This is a genomic window from Luteibacter jiangsuensis, from assembly GCF_011742555.1.
Classification (GTDB): Bacteria; Pseudomonadota; Gammaproteobacteria; order Xanthomonadales; family Rhodanobacteraceae; genus Luteibacter; species Luteibacter jiangsuensis.
This window is the reverse complement of record NZ_JAAQQR010000010.1, coordinates 110564-129829: the sequence shown is the minus strand read 5'-3', so window position 1 is coordinate 129829 and position 19266 is coordinate 110564. Positions and strand designations below refer to the sequence as shown.

Sequence of the window (19266 nt, the reverse complement as noted above, 5' to 3'; positions counted from 1 at the left end):
CATGAAACGTTCCGCCCTCACCTCTCTCGCCCTGGCCTTCACGGCGTTCTGCCTGGCGCCCACGGCCTTCGCCAATGCCCCCGTCACCGTGTCCGGTCCGCACTTCATGCGCGAGGGCAAGCCGTATCAGATCGTTTCCGGCGACATGCACTTCCAACGCGTGCCCCGGGCGTACTGGACGGACCGCCTGCGCAAGGCACGGGCGATGGGGCTGAACACCGTCACCACGTATGTGTTCTGGAACCTCATCGAGCCGAAGCCGGGGCAATTCGACTTCAGCGGCAACAACGACGTGGCCGCGTTCGTGAAGGCGGCGCAGGCCGAGGGCCTGAACGTGATCCTCCGTCCAGGCCCTTACATCTGTGGCGAATGGGATGCGGGCGGCTATCCGGCCTGGCTGTTCGCCGTGCCGGGCATGCGCGTGCGTTCGCGCGACCCGCGCTTCCTCGCGGCAACGGATCGCTACCTGCAACGCCTGGGCAAGGAGCTGGCGCCCCTCATGGCAAGCCATGGCGGCCCCATCATCGCCACCGAACTCGAGAACGAATACGGCTCGTACGACAACGACAAGGATTACCTCGAAGCCGTTCGCGAGCAGCTGCAACATGCGGGCCTGACCGACGACCTTCTGCTGACCTACGACGGTCCGGACCTCCTCGCCAACGGCACCCTCCCCGGCGTGACGGCCGTGATCGACTTCGCGCCGGGCGAGGCGAAGAAGAGCTTCGACCTGCTCGAACGTTTCCGCCCCGGAGCACCGCGCATGGCCGGCGAGTACTGGGCCGGCTGGTTCGACCAGTGGGGCGGCAAGCACGCGAAGACCGATGCGAAACGCGAAGCCGACGAGATCGCGTGGATGCTCGAGCAGGGCTATTCGGTGAACGTGTACCTCGTGCACGGCGGCACGAGCTTCGGTTTCATGAACGGCGCGAACTACCAGGGCAATCCCTCCGACCACTACGCGCCGCAGACCACCAGCTACGACTACGACGCGGCATTGGACGAAGCCGGCCGGCCCACGGCCAAGTACACGCTGTTCCGCGACGCCATCGCGAAAGCCACCGGGCAGACGCCGCCTCCCGTCCCGGCTTCGGCACCCGTGGGCACCTTGCCCGCCTTCACTCTCAAGGAATCGGCGTCGCTGTGGGACAACCTGCCCACAGCACGGAACGCGGACCAGCCGCTGCCCATGGAGGCCTATGGCCAGGCGTACGGATACATCCTCTACCGCACCAGGGTGCGCGGCCCCTTCCGCGGCACGCTCTACCTGGGCGACGTACGCGACTACGCCGCCGTATACGTCGACCGCCGGGCCAGCGGCACCGTGGATCGCCGGCTCAAGCAGGTCTCCACCCAGGTGGAATTCGGATCCGGAGAGCACACGCTCGACGTACTCGTGGAAAACACCGGCCGGGTGAACTACGGCCCGCACATGGCAGACGGGCGCGCAGGCCTCGTCGATCCCGTGATCCTGGGCGACACCGTGCTGCACGGCTGGCAGGTGTTCCCCTTGCCGATGACCTCACCGGGCTCGCTGCGCGGCTGGACGACCGGCCATGTCGACGGCCCCGCCTTTCATCGCGGACGCGTCGCCGTCGACACACCCGCCGATACCTTCCTCGATACCCGCGCCTTCGGCAAAGGCGCCGTCTGGCTCAATGGCGCGAACCTCGGGCGGATCTGGTCGATCGGGCCGCAGCACGATCTCTATGCGCCCGCACCGTGGTTCCATCGCGGAGACAACACCGTGGTGGTGTTCGACCTCGAGACACGCGACGCGCCGACGATGCGCGGTGTCGCCCAGCGCCTCTGGTCCGATCCCTCTTCGACACCCTGATTCCCCCTTCCCAGGATCTCCTTCGATGCCGCAACCCGCCCTGCACCGCCTGAAGACCGCCCTCGCCGCCGCCCTCCTGGCCGCGTTGCCCACCGTCACACGGGCCGAATCGTTCGCCGACGTGAAGCCTTCGCCGCAGCAGGTGGCGTGGCAGGACCTCGAGTTCGGGGTGATCGTGCACTTCGGCACCAACACCTTCCTCGACCGCGAGTGGGGCGACGGCACGGCCGCGCCGTCCGTGTTCCATCCCGACAGGGTAGAGCCGGACCAGTGGGCCCGTGCGGTCAAGGCGGCCGGCGTGCGCTATATGGTGCTGGTCGCGAAACACCACGACGGCTTCGCGCTATGGCCGACCGGGCAAACCGACTACTCGGTGAAGGCCAGCCCGTGGATGGGCGGCAAGGGCGACCTCGTGAAGATGACGTCCGAGGCGGCGAAGAAGAACGGCCTGGGTTTCGGCGTGTACCTCTCGCCGTGGGACCGGCACGACCCGCGCTACAAGGACAGCGCGGCGTACGACAAATACTATCTCTCCGAAATGGAAGAACTGGTGCAGAACTACGGCCCACTGACCGAGTGGTGGCTGGATGGCGCCGGCAGCGCGGGGCACGTCTACGACTTCGCCAAATACATCGAGACGCTGCGCACCTACCAGCCGAACACGATGGTGTTCGCCGACGTCGCCCTGTTCGATTACGGCGACATCCGCTGGGTGGGCAACGAGAAGGGCGTGGTCCAGGGCGAGAACTGGAACGTCATCGATCGCCACGGCCAGCTGCGCTGGCGCCCGCTCGAAGTGGATACGCCGCTGCACAAGCTGCACTGGTTCTACAGCTCTAAGCCGGACTTCGCCGCGTCGCTGAAAAGCGTGAGCGAGCTGATGGACAACTGGGAAAACAGCGTGGGCAAGGGTGGCCAGTTCATGCTGGGCATCGCCCCCGACACGCACGGCCTGTTGCCGGACGCCGACGTGAAGCGCCTTGCCGAATTCGGCGCGGCGCTGAAGGCGCGCTACGGCAACCAGGCGAACCTTGCCGCGAAGCACGCAACGACGGACGAGAACGTCGCCGCGGCGCTGGATAACGATCCCGCCACCTTCTGGTCGGCGCCTGCCGGCTCGGCCAACGCCACGCTGGAAGTCGACCTGGGCCGCGAAGTGACCTTCGACCACGCGATGAGCATGGAGCGGCTGGACGATGGGCAGAACGTGCGCGGCTACGCGGTGCAGGTATGGGATGGCCGGGCGTGGAAGACGGTGGCGCAGGCGGAAGCGATCGGACATATGAAGATCGATCGCTTCCCGGCGGTGACGGCGCGGAGGGTGCGCCTGAACATCCTGTCGTCGGTGGGGACAGCGCGTATTCGCGAGTTCAAGCTGTTTGACGTCGGGCATTGACCCCTTCGGCAGGTTGCATCGCCGCTGAAGCGGCTCCCACACAAAGCCTTTGTCACGGCGGCTTTGTGCGGGAGCCGGCTATGCCGGCGATGGGCTCGCGTCAGACGCTCAACGCACCGCGTCAGGCAGCTCGTCCCAGATCTTCGGATCCTCCGCACCCAGTACCCAGGCGCAGAATCCCTCCAGGCCATACTGCTTCACCACGTCATACCGGTCGCGGAAAGCGCGAGCATCCGGAAGGAACACCCACTCGCGCATCTGGTCGCGGTAGAAATAGAACCACGACTCGTGCTCCACCGGGTCCCACTGCATGGTGACGTTGAACTGCTTGGCCAGCGGGAAGGATTCGTCGGCATCGATGTACTTGGCCGAGATGTTCGAATTCTCCTTGCCGTCCGCTCCCACGGGGTTGCCCGCGAACCAGTGGTAGCCATAGAGGCCGATGCCCAACGACAGTTTTTCCTTGGGCACCACCTTCAGTGCGTATTGAAGGTGCTCCATCACCCAGGGCATGCCCGCCACCGGGCCCGGCGTGGTCCAGCGGGTGTGCTGGTCGTAGGTCATGAGGCAGACCAGGTCGAGCACCTTGGCCAGTTCCTTCAGATCGTACGCGCCACGCCAGTACTCCCACATCCACTTGCCGAAGGCGCCCTCCCCTGCGTGTCCCGGCGCATTGGGCACCACGGCCATGGTGAGTTGCAGACCATGCTTATGCAGTGCTTCGTAGGTCTGCCTCGTCAAGAGCGTGAGCGCATCGCGATCCGTCCATGCGATGTTCTCGAAGTCGAACTGGAAGCCGGTATAGCCGTGCTCCTTCGCTTCGTCGATCATCGAGTCGATCATGTGTTTCTTCGCCGTCTCGTCGCCGAGCAGCGCATGGAACTTCGCCCGGTCGCCGCCCGCCGAGATGATCGGCATCACGGGAAGGCGGTGCTTCTTCGCCAGATCCAGCACGTAATCGTTGGGGCCGCCGGAAACCAGCCCGTGCTCGTCCACGCCGTACCAGGTGGGTACGAGCAGATCGATCTTATCGGCGTGGGCTTCGAGCGAGGCGATCGATTTCTGCGTGTTCATCATGTAGAACAACGCGACCGGCGCCTTGGCGAAGGCGGCCAGGGGCAGCCAGAGCAGGCAGGCAAGCAGGAGAATCCGTCGTTTCATCGGGGGACCTTGGTGGGGTTCGCCGTCGCCAGGGTGATGCGGAACACATAGGCATCGCTGCCGACGGGCTGGGAGGGAAGACGCAGGTGCAGGCCGCCGGCATCCTGGGTAAACGGCAGGTTACTGCCGTCCGCGAGCAGTTCCACGCGTGTCACCTTGTCGGCGGGCTTGATCGAGGTGATCGTGGCGGCACCCTTCGCGGGCCAGCCCAACTCGATCGCATAGAGTTTTCCGTTGCCGGTGGTGAAACGGAAATCCTTCGCCGTATAGGGCTTGGTCTTGGTGTCCTGGAACGTACCGCCGACCACCTCGGTGGGACCTTCGCCGTACACGCGCCACGGCTTGCTGCCGTAGATGGCCTCGCCGTTCGTGGTCAGCCAGCGGCCGATGCTGCGCAACGTATCCTGCGCACCTTGCGGGATCGTGCCATCCGCGCGCGGCCCGATGTTGAGCATGAGGTTGCCGTTCTTGCTCACCACGTCGGCCAGCAGGTGAATGATGAAGGTGGGCGACTTGTAGGTATCGTGCTCGATGTAGCCCCAGGATTCGTTGCTGATCGAGGTGTCGGTCTGCCAGTGGGTGGGGTGGATGCCGGTGAGCTGGCCGCGCTCGATATCCAGCGTGCCCGCGCCCTCGGGGAGGTCTCCCAGCTTGTAGTTCACCACCACGCCGTCGCGCCTGCTGCCCTCGTTGTAGTAGTACGAGAGCAGGGTCGGCAAGGTGTTGCGGAAGGTCGGGTGCCCGATCCACCAGTCGAAATAGATCAGGTCCGGGTGGTAGTCGTCGATCAATTCCGTCGTGCGCGCCAGCCAGTCGTCCAGCCACGCCTGCGAGACATAGGTCCAGTCGTCCGCGAGGTTCTCGTCGCGCACGCTGAGGTGGTCCACCGCTGGCCCGTAGAGCTCGGCATTGGACGGGTCGTTCACGTCGGAATCGAAGTGCCGCCCGCCGTCGAAGAACCAGTCGTGTTCCGCGCGGTGCGACGAAACACCGAAGTGCATACCCTGCCCCCGGACCGCCTTCGCCAGCAGGCCGATGACGTCGCGCTTGGGGCCCTTCTTCACCGCAGTCCAGTCCGACAGCTTCGAGTCGTACATGGCGAAGCCGTCATGGTGTTCGGCCACCGGCACCACATAGCGCGCACCGGCTTCGCGAAACAGCGCCGCCCAGGCATCCGCGTCGAAGTGCTCGGCCTTGAACATCGGCACAAAGTCCTTGTAGCCGAATCGGGACTGCGGCCCATAGGTGGCGACGTGATGGGCGAACTCCTTGCTGCCCTGCTTGTACATGTTGCGCGAGTACCACTCGCTGCCGAAGGCCGGCACCGAGTAGACACCCCAGTGGATGAAGATGCCGAACTTCGCGTCGTCGTACCACGCAGGCGAGCGGTAAGCCTTCAGCGAAGCCCAGTCGGGCCGGAACGGGCCGTCCGCCACGTCCTTGTGCACGTGATCCAGAATGGCCCTGCGTTCCGGCGCGAACCTCGCGGCGGCTTTCTGCCATGCCATGTCCTGCGCCTCGGGCGACATGCTGCCCGCGGTGGGGGCGGTCGCCTGGCCGGCGTTCGCGACGCCTCCGATGAGTGCCGCAGTCACGAAGCAGGCCAGTCGTCGCAGCATGGGTAACACTCCCCTCGGCTTAAAGCTTGAAGTTCATCGAGACCGAATAGGTACGGCCGCTCTTGTACTCGCCGATCGGAGCGTACTTGATGTCGGCGTACTGGTAGTACGTGGAATCCAGAAGGTTGGTGGCACTGAGCGTGATGCCGGCCCACGCGTTGATCTGGTACGAGGCGCTGAGATCCAGTTCCTTGTACGCATCGGCGAACACGTTGGAGTTCAGGCGGCCCACCTGGGTGAAGTACGGCGAGCGGCGGCTGTAGTTGATGCGGGCCGACCACGGGCCGTGCTCGTAGTACGGAATGATGTTGATGGTGTTCTTCGACAGGTACGGCAGGTTGAGCTTGTCGCCGGCGGCATCGGCATGGGTGGTGGCTTTGCTATACGTGTAGTTGGTCTGGATGCCGAAGCCGTAGCCGAGGTCCTGCTGGTAGATCAGCGAGAGGCCGGACACCTTGGCATTGGACGCATTCACCGGCGACGTCACCGAGTACAGGTTGGTCTGTCCTGTCGTCGGATCGGTGATCGTGCGTTCCGACGTGGTCGTGACGATATAGCTGTCGATCTTGCGCACGAAGCCTTCCACGGAAAGCAGGCTGGCCGGCGCGAAGTACCACTCCGCCGAAACGTCGAAGTTGGTCGACTGGTAAGGCTTCAGGTTGGGATTGCCGGCACTGGCGGTGAAGTTGCCGGTGCTGGCGCCGCTGAGGGATGTGGCGCCGGCGAGGTCGCCGTAGCGCGGCCGGGCGATGACCTTGGCCACCGACAGGCGCGCGACCTTGTCGTCGTCGATATCGTAGGCCAGGTTGAAGGACGGCAGCGGCTTGTAATAATGCGTGGTGCCCGAGACGCGGTTGTAAGTGCCGCCGTCGCTGTTCACGTAATAGGTGGACGTGTCTTTCGTGTCGACATAGCGAACGCCCACGTTGCCGCGCCACGGGCCGCCCTGGTAGTTCACCTGGAGGTAGGCGTCCTTGGTCACTTCGGCCACGCCGAACGTCGCGGGGTAGTTGATGTTGTACGGCCCCTGCGGCTGACCATTGAGGTACGACACCACGGCGCCCTTGCTGGCCGTAGGCCAGTCGGTGAGGTCGCCGCTCGCATGCAGGCCGTCGAACAGGCCACCCGGCGTGCTGCCCGGGTCGAAGTCGAGCAGCGATACCGGATCGGTGGTGTTGATGCGGTTGCCGCGCGAGTTGGTGCCGTTGAAATGGTTGGTGTACTTCACGCCCATCTGGATCTGGTTGATGGGGCCCCATTCCAGATCGCGGGTGGCATCGAACTGCGCGTAGCGCTCGCGGTCTTTCGTGGTTTCGTAATAAATGCCGCCCGCCTGGTTCTGGCCCGGCAAGGATGTGTCGCCCGGCGGCGAGTTGGCGGGCGAACCCGGCAGGCCCCAGTTGGCCGCCGAACCATTCTGATAGTTCACGCCCGTATTGCGGCCGTCGTACGAGAAGTCGTAACCGCCATTCTGCAGCAGGTACTTCATCAGGTATTCCGGATCCTTGCCGCCGCTGGCGGAGGTGTAGCCCACCTGGCTGGTGAACACCCATGCGTCGCCGTTGAAGTCGTGGCGCAGGTTGATGCTCTTGGTGGAGACCTCGGTCTTGCGATAGTTCGCGTCCAGCTCGGCGTAGGGCTGGCCGTTACCGGTAGTGGACGAAACGGTACCGGACGTGATGTAGCCGTTGTTGACGTTGATGTCCGTCAGCTTGTTGAGGTCGCCGCAGCCCGGACAGACATAGCGCGACTCGCTGAAGTTGTTGTACTTGCCCTTGACGTAGAGCCCCGTCAGGTTGAACTCGTTCTTTTCGTCGGGACGCCATTGCAACGCGGACTGGATGCCGTTGCGCTCGCGCTCCTGCTGGAAGTACGCGCTGTTGATGCCCACAGGGATCTTCGCGTTGGCATAGTCCGGGTCGCCGGTCACGCGGGGATTACCCGTGATGTTGGCACCCGTGGTGTAACCGAAGAACTCGATGCCCGCACGGGAGAGGTCTTCCTTGTCGTGCGTGACGCTGGTCAGGAAGCCGAACGTGCTATCGGCGTTCTTCCAGCTCCACAAGGCCGATCCCCGCGGATTGCCGTCTTTCGAGCGGTCGTTGTAGTTGTAGCCAAGCGAGCCGCGCAGGGTGTTGGCCGGCAGATCCAGCGGCTTGCGCGTGTGGATGATCACGGTACCGCCGATGCTGCCCTCGTCGATGCGGGCCTCAGGCGATTTGTACACTTCCATCAACCCGATGATCTCGGGCGACAACAGGGAGTAATTGAACGTGCGGCCGCTGGTGTCGGTGGGGTTGCCGCCCCAGTCGCCGGACGCGATGGTCTGGCCGTTCAGGAGCACACGGTTCAGGGCGGCATCGGTGCCGTTGACGCTGATCTTCTCGCCCTCGCCGAACTGGCGGTCCACAGTGATGCCGGGGAGGTGCGACAGCGACTCCGCGGCATTGGTGTCGGGGAACTTGCCGATGTCGGTCGCACTGATGGCATCGACCACGGCGTTCGCGTTGCGCTTCACGTCGATGGCCTTCTCCAGGCTTCCCCGGTAGCCGGTGACGGTGATCTCCTGGAGCTGCTGCGCCTGTTTTTCGGCGGCTTTTTCCTGCGCCGTCTTCGGCTTGTCCGCCCCGGCGGGCGCTGCATCCTGCGCATGGGTCACTGCGGCGAGGGCATACAGGATGCTCGCGCAAAGCACGGTCTTGCTGATCTTCATCGATGGTCTCCCCAACCTCTGCCCCGGAAGCACGCGCCCGACCGCGGCCGGTCGACGCATGCTGGTATGTGTGTGATTTGCCCCGCCCAATCGGCCAATGTTCACTGGCGAACGAAGTATTCAGATATGTTCCGGGCGATTCAAGTTGCGACGCGGCGCGAAAAAAAAACAAGTCTCCGGGCATTTTCGTGAGGGAGAGACGCTTGCCGCTGGACAAGTTCACATATAAACGTAATATCCATATCTGGTCAGTGTCGCCAGAGACGAGCGGCCAATCCCAGGGAGCCTCGATGTCGTTGTCGAAAGCCGGCCTATCAGCCCCACCGCGCGGCACGCCCCTGTCGCCGTTGGCGTTCGGCGGAGCGCCGGTGGGCAATCTCTATGGCGAGGTGGACGAGGCCGAAGCTGCGCGGGCGATCGGTCATGCCTGGGAAGGCGGCATCCGCCACTTCGATACGGCGCCCTATTACGGTTTCGGGCTGAGCGAATCGCGACTTGGACACGTGCTTGCCGGGCTGCCGCGCGCGAGCTACACACTCTCGAGCAAGGTCGGAAGAATCATCGAAGATGCCGCGGGTCGCCGCGGCCAGGACGACGGATTCGCCGTCGACGGTCGCATCGCGCGCTTCGACTACAGCCGCGCGGGCGTGCGGCGCAGTCTGGAAGCAAGTCTTCGCCGGCTGCGGCTCGAGCATGTCGACATGCTTTTCCTCCATGACATCGGCGCGCTCACGCATGGCGACCGGCATCCGCAGGTGCTGGCCCAGGCCCTGGACGAGGCGCTTCCGGAAATGGCGCGCATGCGCGAGGAAGGACTCGTCGGCGCCATTGGCATTGGTGTGAACGAGGAAGCCGTGTGCCTCGAGGTGATGCCGCGGTTTCCGCTGGACGTCATCATGCTGGCCGGGCGCTACACGCTGTTCGAGCAGGACGCGAGCAAGGCCGTGATGGAGCGCGCGGCCGCGACGGGCGTATCGGTGCTTGTTGCCGGGCCGTACAACTCCGGCCTGCTCGGCGCCGAAGAGGGGCCCGGTGCCACCTACAACTATGCGCCGGCCTCCCCCGAGGTGATCGCCCGCGCGCAGCGCTATTACGACATCTGTCATCGCACGGGCGCGGAAGTTGGCGCGGCGGCCTTGCAGTTTCCCCTCGCCCACCCCGCCGTATCCGCCGTCGTATGCGGCCTGCGCTCCGTTGCCGAAGTGGACGCGGCGCTGCACCGCCAGCGCGCGCCGGTGCCGCCGGCGACCTGGGCGGCGCTTCGCAAGGAAGGCCTGATCGATCCCACGGTGCCCACGCCGTGATCGTCGACGCGCATCGCCACTATTGGGATCCTTCCCGGCTGCGCTACGACTGGCTGCGCAGTGCCCCCGAGACGCTTCGCCGCGCGTTCCTGCCTGGCGACTTTCCGGGCGACCCCGACCCCTGCATCCTCGTGCAAGCTGCGCCCGACGAGCGGGAGACCCGTTTCCTGTTCGACATCGCCCGCAACGATCCCGGTGTGCTCGGGGTCGTGGGATGGGTGGACATGGAGGCGCTCGATGTCGCCTCGCGTCTGGACTGGCTTGTGGCGGACGGCGGCGGCCTGCTGTGCGGCATCCGGCCGATGGTGCAGGACATTCCGGATACGCAATGGCTGGCCTTGCCGGCGCTCGACGCCGCGTTCGAGCACGTGCGGGAACGCGAGCTCGTATTCGACGCGCTGGTCGATAGCCGCCACCTGCGGGCGCTCTCCGAACGCCTGACGCGACATCCGGGCCTGCGCACGGTGATCGACCATGCGGCAAAGCCGGATATCGCCGGCCGTGGCTTTGCCGAGTGGGCAACGTCGATGGCGCGGCTCGCGCAGATGCCCGATGTGTACTGCAAGCTCTCCGGCCTGCTCACATTAGCGGGCGCCGCACCCGAACCGGATGCGCTGGAACCCTATGTGGCACACCTGTTCGACGCGTTCGGCCCCCATCGCCTCATCTGGGGCAGCGACTGGCCGGTGCTCACCACGCACGCCACTTACGACGCATGGCAATCCTGTGCGCGCGCCTTCGTGCAGCGCCATGCGCCGCTCGCGGAGGCCGCCGTCTTTGGCGGCAACGCCGTCGCCGTCTATTCCCTTGCCGGCCACGCGCCGGCACATGCCGCTTCGAGGATCTTGCGATGACGCACATGTTCGCGCCCATGGTTTCCCTTCCCTGCGGGCCACACCCATGAGCGGCCGGCTGACAGGCAAGCGCGCCCTGATCACAGCGGCAGGCGCGGGCATAGGCCGCGCGACGGCACTCGCCTTCGCCGCCGAAGGCGCGACGGTGGTCGCGACGGACATCGATGCGGCCAGCCTCACATCGCTGGGCGAGGAATGCGCATCGGCAAGCACGCGGATTCTCGACGTCACCGACCCGGCGGCGATCGCCGCCCTCGTCGCCGACGCAGGCGCCATCGACATCCTGTTCAACTGCGCGGGTTACGTGCACGCCGGCACCATCCTCGACACGGACGAGGCGAGCTGGCGACGCTCGTTCGCCATCAACGTCGACAGCATGTTCCACACGTGCCGCGCCGTGCTCCCGGGCATGCTCGAACGCGGCGCCGGCAGCATCGTGAACATGTCTTCCGTGGCATCCAGCATCAAGGGCGTCCCGAACCGCTTTGCCTACGGCGCCACGAAGGCCGCCGTCATCGGCCTCACGCGATCCATCGCCGCCGACTTCGTGGCCCGCGGTGTCCGCTGCAATGCGATCTGTCCGGGCACGGTGAAGACGCCTTCCCTCGCCGATCGCGTCCGTGCCATGGGCGGCGACGAAGAGGCCGCGTGGCGCGGTTTCACTGCCCGCCAGCCCATGGGACGCCTGGGCGATCCGCGCGAAATCGCCGCACTGGCCGTCTATCTGGCCTCCGACGAATCGTCGTTTACCACCGGCACTGTCCATGTCGTGGACGGCGGCTGGTCGAACTGAGGACATGCGATGAAACTCGCCCGCTACGGTGCACCCGGCCAGGAAAAGCCCGGCCTCGTCGACGGCGAAGGCCGGCTCCGCGATCTGTCTGCCATCATCGACGACCTTGCCGGCGCAGCCATCGGCAACGCCGGCCTGCGCCGCCTCGCCGAACTCGATCCGGCGAGCTTGCCCCTGGTACCGGGGAACCCGCGGTTCGGCGCACCGGTGGCGGGCATCGGCAAGATGCTCTGCGTGGGCATGAATTACGCCGATCACGCCGCCGAGACCGGCGCACCTGTGCCCGAGCAGCCCGTGCTCTTCATGAAGGCCACCACCGCCATCGGCGGGCCCAACGACACCGTGGTGATTCCCCGCGATTCCGTGAAAACGGACTGGGAAGTGGAACTGGGCGTGATCGTGGGCGAAGTGGCCCGCGACGTCCCCGTCGAGAAGGCCATGGAGCACGTTGCCGGCTACGCCGTCATCAACGATCTCTCGGAGCGCGCGTTCCAGCTCGAGCACGGTGGCCAGTGGGTGAAGGGCAAGAGCTGCGACACATTCGGCCCGATCGGCCCGTGGCTGGTCACGCGCGACGAAGTACCCGATCCGCAGAATCTCTCCCTCTGGCTCGAGGTGAACGGACATCGCTACCAGAACGGCAACACGCGAACCATGGTGTTCGGCGTGGCGCAACTGGTGAGCTACATCAGCCGCTACATGACCCTCATGCCCGGCGACGTCATCAGCACCGGCACTCCCGCGGGGGTCGGCCTGGGATTGAAGCCGCCCACGTACCTCAAGCCGGGCGACGTGATCGAGCTGGGTATCGAAGGCCTGGGCAGGCAGCGCCAGGACGTGGTGGCACATGGAGACAGGCGCGCATGGTGACGATCACGGCGCTGGACACGTTCGACGTGCGCTTCCCCACGTCGATCGACCATGACGGCTCGGATGCCATGAATCCGGACCCTGACTATTCCGCGGCCTACGTGGTGATGCGCACCGACAGCCCGGACGGCCTCGCCGGCTACGGGCTCGTCTTTACCATCGGGCGCGGCAACGACGTGCAGACCGCCGCACTGGCAGCCCTCGAACCGATGGTGCTCGGCCGGGATGTCGACGACGTGGTACAGCGCCTGGGCGACTTCGCACGGGAACTCGTCGGCGACTCGCAGCTGCGCTGGCTGGGCCCCGAGAAAGGCGTGATGCACATGGCCATCGGCGCGGTGATCAATGCCGCGTGGGATCTGGCGGCGCGCCGTGCGGGCAAGCCGCTGTGGCGCTTCATCGCCGACATGACGCCGGAACAGATCGTCGATCAGGTCGACTTCCGCTACCTCACGGATGCCCTCACACCCGAGCGCGCACTCGAGATCCTGCGGGCGGCGGAACCGCACAAGCACGCGCGTATCGCGCAACTGGAAGCCGAAGGTTATCCGGCCTACACGACCTCGCCCGGCTGGCTCGGCTACTCCGACGAGAAAATGCAGCGGCTGGCACGCCAGGCGGTTGCGGATGGATTCCGCACCATCAAGCTGAAAGTGGGCCTGCGGCTGGAAGACGATATTCGTCGCTGCCGGCTCGCCCGGGCCACGGTAGGACCCGATATCGCCATCGCCGTCGACGCCAACCAGCGCTGGGACGTGGGCAGCGCTATCGAATGGCTGAAGCCGCTGGAAAGCGTGGGCCTGGCCTGGGTGGAGGAACCGACGAGCCCGGACGACGTGCTGGGCCACGCGGCCATTCGCCAGGGCGTGGCGCCGACGCCCATTTCCACTGGCGAGCATGGCCAGAACCGCGTGCTGTTCAAGCAGCTGTTCCAGGCCGGCGCGGTGGACCTCGTGCAGATCGACGCCGCGCGCGTGGGCGGCGTAAACGAAAACCTCGCCATCCTGCTCCTCGCCGCGGAGTTCGGCGTCCGCGTCTTCCCGCATGCCGGCGGCGTGGGCCTGTGCGAACTGGTGCAGCATCTGGCCATGGCCGATTTCGTGGCGATCACGGGCAAGAAAGAGGATCGTGCCATCGAGTTCGTGGACCACCTGCACGAACACTTCGTCGATCCGGTACGCATCGTCAACGGGCGTTACATGGCGCCCACGGCGCCGGGATTCTCCGCGCAGATGCACCCTGTATCGGTGCGCGACCATCTGTATCCAGGCGGCATTGTCTGGCAGGGCATCCCCATGGCCAGCGACGGCTGACGACATGGCCGCGCCGGTCACAAACATCGCCGACCTGCGCGAACTCGCGCGTCGCCGCGTGCCGCGGGCGTTCTTCGAGTACGCGGACCGTGGCTCCTATGACGAGACCACCTTGCGCGAGAACCGCCGCGCATTCGAACGCCTGCGCTTTCGCCAGCGAGTGATGCGCAATGTGGACCATCGCTCGCTCGCCACCACCATCGTGGGCCAGCCCGTGAGCATGCCGCTCGCCATCGCTCCCACCGGCATGGCGGGACTGCAGCACGGAAGCGGCGAGATTCACGGCGCGCGCGCGGCTGCGAAAGCCGGCATTCCCTTCTGCCTCAGCACGGTATCGATCTGCTCGATCGAGCAGGTGCGCGCGGCGACCGACGTGCCCTTCTGGTTCCAGGTGTACGTGATGCGGGATCGCGGTTTCACCCGCGAGCTGATCCGGCGCGCACGCGCCGCCGACTGCTCGGCCCTGATGGTCACGGCCGATCTCACCGTGCAGGGGCAGCGCCATCGCGAGATCAAGAATGGCCTGTCGGTGCCGCCCAAGGTCACGCTGCACAATCTGTTCGACATCGCCAGCAAGCCGCGTTGGGCCTGGAACGTCCTGCGCGCGCCCAGTCGCTCGTTCGGCAACCTCGACGGCCATATCAAGGGCGCCGACAGCCTTACCACGCTCGCGCAGTGGATCGCGGCCCAGTTCGATCCCACGATCACGTGGGACGACCTGGCCTGGATTCGCGAGCTATGGCCGGGGAAGCTCATCGTGAAGGGCATCCTGGATGCCGAGGACGCGAAGCTGGCCGCCGCGCACGGCGTGGACGCCATCGTGGTATCCAACCACGGAGGGCGACAGCTGGATGGCGCACCGGCGAGCATCGACGTCCTTCCTTCCATCGTGGATGCCGTGACCGGCGGCACCGAGGTGCTGTTCGACAGCGGCATCCTGAGCGGCCAGGACCTGCTCAAGGCACTGGCCCTCGGCGCTCGCGCCGGCCTCATCGGCAAGGCCTTCCTCTACGGCCTCGGGGCGGGCGGCGAAGCCGGCGTCACCCAGGCGATCGACATCATCCGCCGCGAGCTGAGCGTCACCATGGCCCTCACGGGCGCGCTGGACGCCACGCGCGTGCCACGCGACATTCTCTGGAATGGATGACTGTTTGTTGTGAGAAGCGCGCCGGCGCGTGAATGGCCCCCCGCCGTTATCCCTCCACCCGCCGGCGCGCTTCCCACACTTTGGATCGAACCCGCACCTACGGTGCGTCTTCGCGCACGTCCGGACAACTCGCCAGGTCGAAGATCCGTTGCATCGGCACCCACTTCTGCCCGGCCTGCGCCCACGGAAGCGGCCGCTGGAACGTGGACATCAGCGTCTCCCATGCCTGCACGCGTTCGTTCGCCGCATCGGCGGCCGCCTTGGCTTTCGCATCGAAACCCGGGCCCACCCGCATCAGCATTACCAGCCGGTTGCCGGTCCGGAATATCTGCATGTCGAGGATGCCCGCCTCGCGGATAGAGCGCAGGACCTCTGGCCACACGAACTCGCTACGGTGCCAACGCTCGTATTCCGCGATCACAGCGGGATCGTCGTGCAGATCCAGTGCGAAACATTGCCAGCTCATGCGACGGCTTCCCTGCCCTTCGTGCGGCGCCAGGCGAACAGGAAGATCGCCACGAAGCACAGCATGGGAACGAGCATGGCATGCGCGATACCGAACCGATCGGACGCCGCGCCCATCGCCGCCGTGAGCACCGCGCCGCCGACAATCGACATCACCAGCAGCGAGGCACCGAGTTTGCGCTCCGCATCGCTTCGTCCTTCCACGCCGAGGGCGAAAATCGTCGGGTACATGATCGACATGAAGAAGCTCGATGCCACGAGTGCATAGATGCCCACCCGCCCCGGCACGAACGCCGCCGCCGCTGCCAGCGCGATGTTGACCAGTGCGAACGTACGCAGCACGTGGGCCGGCCGGAGATATTTCATGATCGCGGCGCCCGCGAACCGTCCCGCCATGAAACAGAGCAGGCCCGCGGTGATGAAGTTCGCCGCCGTCTTCTCGGCGGTACCGGGCATGGTCGCCTGCGCATAACGGATCATGTAGCTGAACACCGACACCTGCGCACCGACATAGAAGAACTGCGCCAGCACGGCCGACATGAAGCGGGCATCGCGAAACAGACGGCCGAGTACGCCCCGCTCCGCCACGTCGCTGCCGTCACCTTCGGCAGCCGTTCGCGGGAAACGCGTAAGCACGATGAGGACGGCCCACGCGATCACCCCCAGGCCGATGAGGAGGTAGGGCATCTGCACGGCGGCCGCTTCGCTCTTCATGTAAGCGGTGCGCGCCGCCACATCCATCGCCGCGAGTTCGGCCGGCGTGCGTTCCACGCCGGTGAAGATGAAGTGCTGGCCGATCAACACCCCCGTGATGGAACCGAGGGGATTGAAAGCCTGCGCGAGGTTCAAGCGCGAGGCCGCCGATTCGCGCGGGCCCAACAAGGTCACCCACGGGTTAGCGGATGTTTCGAGGAAAGCCAGGCCTGCCGCTATGACGAAAAGGCCTGCGAGGAAGATGTCATACGTCGCCGTCGCCGCCGCCGGCCAGAAAAGCAAGGCGCCGGCGCCGTAGAGCGCCAGGCCGAACACCACTGCCGCCTTGTAGCCGAAGCGGCGCATGAACATGCCGGCGGGAATCGCGAGCAGGAAATAGCCGAGATAGAACGCGCTCTGTACCAGCCCCGCCTGGAAATCGGAAAGGGTGAAGGCTTTCTTGAACTGCGCCACCAGCACGTCGTTGAGGTTGTTCGCCACCCCCCAAAGGAAAAAGAGGCTTACGATCAGCACAAGGGGAAGCAGGGGCGTACGCGCAAGAGAGCCCGTAGGGGACGCCGCGATCGGCGTGTGTTGCTGCATGCTCGCCCTCCTCAACCGTGACACGGCAGGCCCCGTCGTGTACAAATATGAACTCGATATTCACCTACATAACAAGCTGCGGTGCAACATGCGGGCGCCCTTTGGCCCGCTAGACTCCCGCAGCGACGCACACCCAACGCCACGGAATGCCATGCCTTCAGACTCTCCAAAGTATCGAGCTCCTGCCCTGGACAAGGGCCTGGACATCCTGGAACTGCTCGCCAAGGCGACCCAGCCTTTGTCGATCGCGGAGATCTCCGATGGTGTCGGCCGTTCGCGCGGGGAGATCTTTCGGATGCTCCAGGTACTCGAGGAGCGCGACTACATAGCGCGTGCCGACGGCGACGGCGCTTACTCGATCACGCCGCGCCTGTTCCGTCTCGGCATGGAGCAACCGCCGGTGCGCAATATCGTCGAAACGGCGATGCCCGTGATGCATCGGCTGGCCGATGAAATCGACCAGTCCTGCCACCTCGTGGTGCCGTCGCAAGAGCAGATCGTGGTGATCGCACGCGTCGACCCGCCTGGCGAAACCGGCTTGGTGGTGCGCGTGGGCCATCGCCGGCCGATCTCGCATTCGGCCTCTGGCTATGTGCTCCTGGCCTGGCAAACCGACGAAACGCGCGAGCGCTGGTTTCGTACGATGCTGGAGCACGAGCCGACGCTGAAGCGCGCGCGGGTCGAAGCCGCGATCAAGACCATCCGTGCGGCCGGACTGGCCACGATTCCCAGCGAGGTCGTCGATGGCGTCACCGATCTGTCGGCACCGATCATTGAGAGCAATCACGCGGTATGCGCCCTCACCGTGCCGTTCATCGAGCGGCGCGGTGCGAAGCTCGATATGAAGGGCACGTCGCGCGCGCTGGTCGCGGCCGCGGCGGATGTGTCGCGCGAGCTCTCGCACGGCGTGCCCGGCACGGCGATGGTCTAGCAGTCCGGTCGCCGAGCGCAGGGGTCAGAAGGCGACATTCCGCCCGAGATTGAGAAGAGCTGCCACGCAAGGGGGCGATCCCCTAGCCGCGCAACGCCTTCGACCACGTGCGGTAGAGAACCACAACCAGTTTGAGCGCGGCGACGAACAGCACGAACCCGCCCAGCAGAGCACCCTCCAACTGGCCGGCCGGTCGCAAGTTGACAGTCCACGCCTCCTGAAGGACGTACTGGGTGCACGCCTGTTGCCCCCTGAACCATTCAGCCGGATGGGCCACAGCGTCCACGGTCTGGCTGAGAAAGCTGACAGGATTCAGGCCGCTGGCGCCTCCCTGCAAGAATCCTTTGCTCCAGTCGCCGACGTGCCGGAATGTCAAAGGAGTGAATCCTGACATCGCTGCAGTCGACGATGTCGGGTCAACTCCGCCAAGGCACTGATGGGATGACATCTTCAAGCGTTACGACTTCGGCGGAATGATCAACATCGCATCGCCATACGAGAAGAAGCGATACCGCTGCAGCACGGCATAGCGGTACGCATCCAGGATCGCTTCCTTGCCTGCCAGGGCCGACACCAGCATCAGCAGCGTCGATTGCGGCAGGTGGAAGTTGGTGATGAGGGCGTCGATGCTGGTGATCTTGTAGCCGGGGAAGATGAAGATCTGTGTTTCGCCGGCGAAGGGGCGCAGGACGCCCTCGACGGTGGCGCTTTCCAGGGCACGGACCACGGTGGTGCCCACGGCGATGACGCGACCGCCGGCTGCGCGCGTGGCGCGGATCTTTTCCACGAGCCCGGCGCCGACATTCAGCCATTCGCGGTGCATCACGTGATCGCGCACGTCGTCGGCGCGCATCGGCTGGAAGGTGCCGGCCCCCACGTGCAGAGTGACGTAACCCATCTCCACGCCCCGTTCCCGCAGGCGATCGAGCAGTTCCTCGTCGAAGTGCAGTCCCGCGGTAGGCGCGGCGACCGCGCCGGGTTCGCGGGCGAACACGGTCTGGTAACGCTCGGCGTCCGTGCTGTCCGCGTTGCGCTCGATGTAAGGCGGCAGCGGCATCTCGCCCAGACGGGACAGCAGCCGCTCCAGCGGCTCGTCCGTGTCGAAGCGGAGCATGAAGAACTCGCCGTCGCGCCCCAGCACGGTGATCATGCTGCCGTCGGCCAGCTCGATGCGGCCCCCTTCCTTCGGCTTCTTGCTGACGCCCAGCTGCGCTCGGGCCTCATGGGCGCCGGTGACGCGCTCGATCAGGATCTCCACCGCCCCGCCGGACTCCTTGCGTCCGTACAGGCGCGCGGGCAGCACACGGGTGTCGTTGAACACGAGCAGGTCGCCCGGAAGGAGCATCTCCGGTAGCTCGTGGAACTTGCGGTCCTTCTTGGTGTGCGCCGCCACGTCGACGACGAGCAGGCGGCTGCCCGAGCGGCGGGCGAGCGGAGCCTGCGCGATCAGCTCGTTGGGAAGGTCGAAGTCGAAGTCGGATTTCTTCACGGGTACGGCCGGAGATGGAGCGATTGGGGGGATTATCGCCCATCCTTGACCGTCGAGCCTGAAACCTTCCTCCGTTTC

At 65.6% G+C, this 19266-nt stretch carries 16 protein-coding genes; 9 read left to right on the top strand and 7 right to left on the bottom strand.

Annotated elements, in window-relative coordinates; translation table 11 throughout:
* Position 1 precedes the first annotated feature (1 nt).
* Both HBF26_RS17610 and HBF26_RS17605 read left to right on the top strand, forming a co-directional pair.
* Positions 2-1837 (top strand): glycoside hydrolase family 35 protein, encoded by a 1836-nt coding sequence (locus HBF26_RS17610; protein WP_167129330.1) that lies wholly within the window; start codon positions 2-4, stop codon positions 1835-1837.
* A 25-nt stretch (positions 1838-1862) separates the two neighbouring features.
* On the top strand, positions 1863-3233 hold the full coding sequence (locus tag HBF26_RS17605; protein ID WP_167129329.1) for an alpha-L-fucosidase: 1371 nt from the start codon (positions 1863-1865) through the stop codon (positions 3231-3233).
* A gap of 108 nt (positions 3234-3341) precedes the next feature.
* Here HBF26_RS17605 and HBF26_RS17600 read toward each other — a convergent pair whose 3' ends face one another.
* From HBF26_RS17600 to HBF26_RS17590, 3 genes are read right to left on the bottom strand one after another with little or no spacing between them, the layout of a single operon-like run.
* Positions 3342-4394: a glycosyl hydrolase family 18 protein gene (locus tag HBF26_RS17600; RefSeq protein ID WP_167129327.1), complete on the bottom strand. Its 1053-nt coding sequence runs from the start codon at positions 4392-4394 to the stop codon at positions 3342-3344.
* The gene (locus HBF26_RS17595) at positions 4391-6013 is read right to left on the bottom strand and encodes an alpha-L-fucosidase (RefSeq protein WP_167129326.1); all 1623 of its coding nucleotides are present in this window, start codon (positions 6011-6013) and stop codon (positions 4391-4393) included. Before HBF26_RS17595 ends, HBF26_RS17600 begins: the two co-directional genes overlap by 4 nt.
* A 19-nt stretch (positions 6014-6032) precedes the next feature.
* On the bottom strand, positions 6033-8726 hold the full coding sequence (locus HBF26_RS17590; RefSeq protein ID WP_167129325.1) for a TonB-dependent receptor: 2694 nt from the start codon (positions 8724-8726) through the stop codon (positions 6033-6035).
* A 290-nt stretch (positions 8727-9016) separates the two neighbouring features.
* Here HBF26_RS17590 and HBF26_RS17585 point away from each other — a divergent pair, with 290 nt between their 5' ends.
* Genes HBF26_RS17585 through HBF26_RS17560 form a run of 6 tightly spaced genes read left to right on the top strand, consistent with a single transcriptional unit; the run spans position 9017 to position 15007 of the window.
* Positions 9017-10030, top strand: a complete 1014-nt coding sequence (locus HBF26_RS17585) for an aldo/keto reductase (RefSeq protein WP_167129323.1) — start codon at positions 9017-9019, stop codon at positions 10028-10030.
* Positions 10027-10884, top strand: coding sequence for an amidohydrolase family protein (locus HBF26_RS17580; RefSeq protein ID WP_167129321.1), 858 nt, complete (start codon positions 10027-10029; stop codon positions 10882-10884). The genes HBF26_RS17585 and HBF26_RS17580 overlap by 4 nt, the downstream gene beginning before the upstream one ends.
* 46 nt (positions 10885-10930) lie before the next feature.
* Positions 10931-11677, top strand: coding sequence for an SDR family oxidoreductase (locus tag HBF26_RS17575; protein ID WP_167129320.1), 747 nt, complete (start codon positions 10931-10933; stop codon positions 11675-11677).
* Between the two features lie 9 nt (positions 11678-11686).
* Entirely contained in the window at positions 11687-12547 is an 861-nt protein-coding gene (locus HBF26_RS17570) for a fumarylacetoacetate hydrolase family protein (RefSeq protein ID WP_167129318.1), read from the top strand.
* Positions 12541-13860, top strand: coding sequence for an L-fuconate dehydratase (locus HBF26_RS17565; protein ID WP_167129317.1), 1320 nt, complete (start codon positions 12541-12543; stop codon positions 13858-13860). The genes HBF26_RS17570 and HBF26_RS17565 overlap by 7 nt, the downstream gene beginning before the upstream one ends.
* A 4-nt stretch (positions 13861-13864) precedes the next feature.
* Positions 13865-15007 (top strand): alpha-hydroxy acid oxidase, encoded by a 1143-nt coding sequence (locus HBF26_RS17560; RefSeq protein WP_167129316.1) that lies wholly within the window; start codon positions 13865-13867, stop codon positions 15005-15007.
* 97 nt (positions 15008-15104) lie between these two features.
* On the opposite strand, the gene HBF26_RS17555 is transcribed toward HBF26_RS17560, so the two are convergent.
* Together HBF26_RS17555 and fucP are read right to left on the bottom strand one after the other, a co-directional pair.
* Positions 15105-15473 carry an L-rhamnose mutarotase gene (locus HBF26_RS17555; protein WP_167129314.1) on the bottom strand — a complete coding sequence of 123 codons (369 nt, stop codon included), beginning with the start codon at positions 15471-15473 and terminating at the stop codon, positions 15105-15107.
* Positions 15470-16768 (bottom strand): L-fucose:H+ symporter permease, encoded by a 1299-nt coding sequence (fucP, locus tag HBF26_RS17550; RefSeq protein ID WP_167129313.1) that lies wholly within the window; start codon positions 16766-16768, stop codon positions 15470-15472. Before fucP ends, HBF26_RS17555 begins: the two co-directional genes overlap by 4 nt.
* 151 nt (positions 16769-16919) lie before the next feature.
* Between fucP and HBF26_RS17545 the strand changes: the two genes are divergently transcribed.
* Positions 16920-17699, top strand: coding sequence for an IclR family transcriptional regulator (locus HBF26_RS17545; protein WP_167129348.1), 780 nt, complete (start codon positions 16920-16922; stop codon positions 17697-17699).
* A gap of 82 nt (positions 17700-17781) precedes the next feature.
* On the opposite strand, the gene HBF26_RS17540 is transcribed toward HBF26_RS17545, so the two are convergent.
* Positions 17782-18075, bottom strand: coding sequence for a hypothetical protein (locus HBF26_RS17540; protein ID WP_167129312.1), 294 nt, complete (start codon positions 18073-18075; stop codon positions 17782-17784).
* An 81-nt stretch (positions 18076-18156) separates the two neighbouring features.
* Complete coding sequence (queA, locus tag HBF26_RS17535; protein ID WP_167129310.1) at positions 18157-19188, bottom strand: tRNA preQ1(34) S-adenosylmethionine ribosyltransferase-isomerase QueA; 1032 nt, start codon at positions 19186-19188, stop codon at positions 18157-18159.
* Positions 19189-19266: the final 78 nt, after the last annotated feature.